4 protein-coding genes and 1 pseudogene are annotated in these 2,076 nt (G+C 63.2%); all 5 read left to right on the top strand.

Going from position 1 to position 2,076, the window contains the following annotated elements; translation table 11 throughout:
- Positions 1-153: pseudogene (locus tag E5W70_RS11345) on the top strand (oxidoreductase); the annotation flags it as partial.
- Positions 154-261: 108 nt separating this feature from the next.
- Positions 262-579 (top strand): SH3 domain-containing protein, encoded by a 318-nt coding sequence (locus tag E5W70_RS11340; RefSeq protein ID WP_292657758.1) that lies wholly within the window; start codon positions 262-264, stop codon positions 577-579.
- Between the two features lie 62 nt (positions 580-641).
- Positions 642-935 carry a DUF982 domain-containing protein gene (locus E5W70_RS11335; RefSeq protein ID WP_366509690.1) on the top strand — a complete coding sequence of 98 codons (294 nt, stop codon included), beginning with the start codon at positions 642-644 and terminating at the stop codon, positions 933-935.
- Positions 936-963: 28 nt separating this feature from the next.
- Positions 964-1,203, top strand: a complete 240-nt coding sequence (locus E5W70_RS11330; RefSeq protein ID WP_023674770.1) for a DUF2188 domain-containing protein — start codon at positions 964-966, stop codon at positions 1,201-1,203.
- A 162-nt stretch (positions 1,204-1,365) separates the two neighbouring features.
- Positions 1,366-2,076: sn-glycerol-3-phosphate ABC transporter ATP-binding protein UgpC (gene ugpC, locus E5W70_RS11325; protein ID WP_292657754.1), on the top strand; the 711-nt coding region annotated here is incomplete at its 3' end.

The raw sequence follows: 2,076 nt of genomic DNA, 5'->3' as shown, positions 1-2,076 counted from the left end.
CGCGCCGACATGGTGGCGCTGGCGCGCGCCTTTCTTGCCGATCCGCGCTGGGGCTGGCGCGCCGCGGCCACCTTCGGCGAAAAAATCCACCCGGCGCCGCAGCTTGCCCGCTCGGTGACAACGATGCAGCATTGGATGAAGGCGGCGAACTGACGGCGGGTTCTCACCTCGCTGGGCGGGTATCACAGCTTCGCTTTGATCCTCTGCCGGTGTAGAGTGGCCGGGCCGCGGCTGGGCGCGGCGGGTTGGGGGAGCAGAGACATGTCGTTCAGGGGGATTTCCGTTGCGGCTGCCGCCGCGGTGTTGGCTGGGCTGTCGTTCGCCGCCTCGACGCCGTCCGGGGCGCAATATTGCGAAGGCACGGTGCACGGCCTTTCCAGGCACTACAATCTGGCGACGGGAAGCGGCTTTCTCGCCGTTCGAGCCCGACCGAACTCGTCGTCGCGGATGATCGGGCAATTGTTCAACGGCGACCAAACCGAAATCTTCGACCGCCGCGGAAACTGGTACAAGGTCGATTTCGGCGGCGGCACCGGCTGGGCGAATGCGCGCTGGCTGCGCAACGACTGCAGCTATTGAGCTATTTTAGCCTGAGCTAAAATAGCAGTTGCAACCAAATCGGCCGCTCCGCGTTGGCGGCGATGATGGACAGCAAGCCATTTGAAAAGCCGGTCGTGGTCGAACTCGGCCATGTCGGCAAGTATCGCCATATCCGCAGCGCCCAGGAGGCGGCGGAGTGCCTGATGACGGTCTGGCCACTCAATCGCGGGCCGCGTCATCGTGATGCCCTCGACACTTGCCTAAAAGTGCTGGAAGGTTATCGTTCGACGGCGGATGCGCGCCGGGCACTGATCGAAGCCGCCAGGGAATCGGACGTGCTGGTCGCAGACGACAGGCTGCCAGACGACAGACTGGCCGACGACAAGCTGCATTGAGGCAACGGGCTTTCAACCGGAGGGTTTCATGGCGAAACTGACCTACAAGATCGTCGAGCATGACGGAGGCTGGGCCTACAAGGTCGGCTCGACATTCTCCGAAACGTTCCCCACCCATCAGGACGCGTTGCGTGCCGCCGAGATCGCTTCGGCCGAACAGCAGGTCGCCGGCAACACCGACGGCATCCAGTACGAGGACGCCGACGGCAAATGGCACGACGAGCTCGCAGACGGCCGCGACCGGCCGCAGACCGAGGTTTCGGATTAGGGTGTGTCGATATCCAGGTGATGCCGGCGTGCTTTACAGGTCGGTTTGGTAGCGCTACCGTCTCACATCGCGCGTGAGGGGAGGAGCCTGGGCGCTGTCGCGGGCCAGGCAGGAAAGCGGTTTCCTTCGAAGTCGTTGCAGGAATCAGTCGGGAGGAGATCGATGGCGTCTGTCGCAATCGGCGATGTCTATAAATCATTTGGGACCGTCGAGGTCCTGCACGGGGTCAGCGTCGATATAAACGACGGCGAGTTCGTCACGCTGGTCGGTCCTTCGGGTTGCGGAAAGTCGACCCTGCTCAGGATGATCGCCGGCCTGGAAAAGATCTCGCGCGGCCAGATCGCGATCGGCAAACGTATCGTCAACAACGTTGCGCCAAAGGAGCGCGACGTCGCCATGGTCTTCCAGAACTATGCGCTCTACCCGCATATGACGGTTGCCGAGAACATGGCGTTCTCGCTGATGCTCAAGGGCGTTCCCAAGACGGAGAGCGATGCCGGCGTGCGGCGTGCGGCCGAGATCCTGGGACTGGTGCCGCTGCTCGACCGTTATCCGCGCCAGCTTTCCGGCGGCCAGCGCCAGCGCGTCGCCATGGGCCGGGCGATCGTGCGCGATCCGCAGGTCTTCCTGTTCGACGAGCCGCTGTCCAATCTCGATGCCAAGCTCCGGGTGCAGATGCGCGCCGAGATCAAGGAACTGCACCAGCGCCTGAAAACGACGACGGTCTACGTCACCCACGACCAGATCGAGGCGATGACCATGGCCGACAAGATCGTCGTCATGCATGACGGCATCGTCGAGCAGATCGGGCCGCCGCTCGAACTCTACGACCGGCCGAACAATCTTTTTGTCGCCAGCTTCATCGGCTCGCCC

Origin of the sequence: Mesorhizobium sp. (assembly GCF_005063415.1) — a bacterium.
GTDB lineage: Bacteria > Pseudomonadota > Alphaproteobacteria > Rhizobiales > Rhizobiaceae > Mesorhizobium.
The sequence above is the reverse complement of the archived record's forward strand: the minus strand, read 5'-3'. Positions and strand labels throughout refer to the sequence as shown.

What these genes read in the sequence shown, in the direction of transcription:
- E5W70_RS11340 (WP_292657758.1), top strand. Translation starts at nt 262, where the DNA reads ATGTCGTTCAGGGGGATTTCCGTTGCGGCTGCCGCCGCGGTGTTGGCT.
- E5W70_RS11335 (WP_366509690.1), top strand. Translation starts at nt 642, where the DNA reads ATGATGGACAGCAAGCCATTTGAAAAGCCGGTCGTGGTCGAACTCGGC.
- E5W70_RS11330 (WP_023674770.1), top strand. Translation starts at nt 964, where the DNA reads ATGGCGAAACTGACCTACAAGATCGTCGAGCATGACGGAGGCTGGGCC.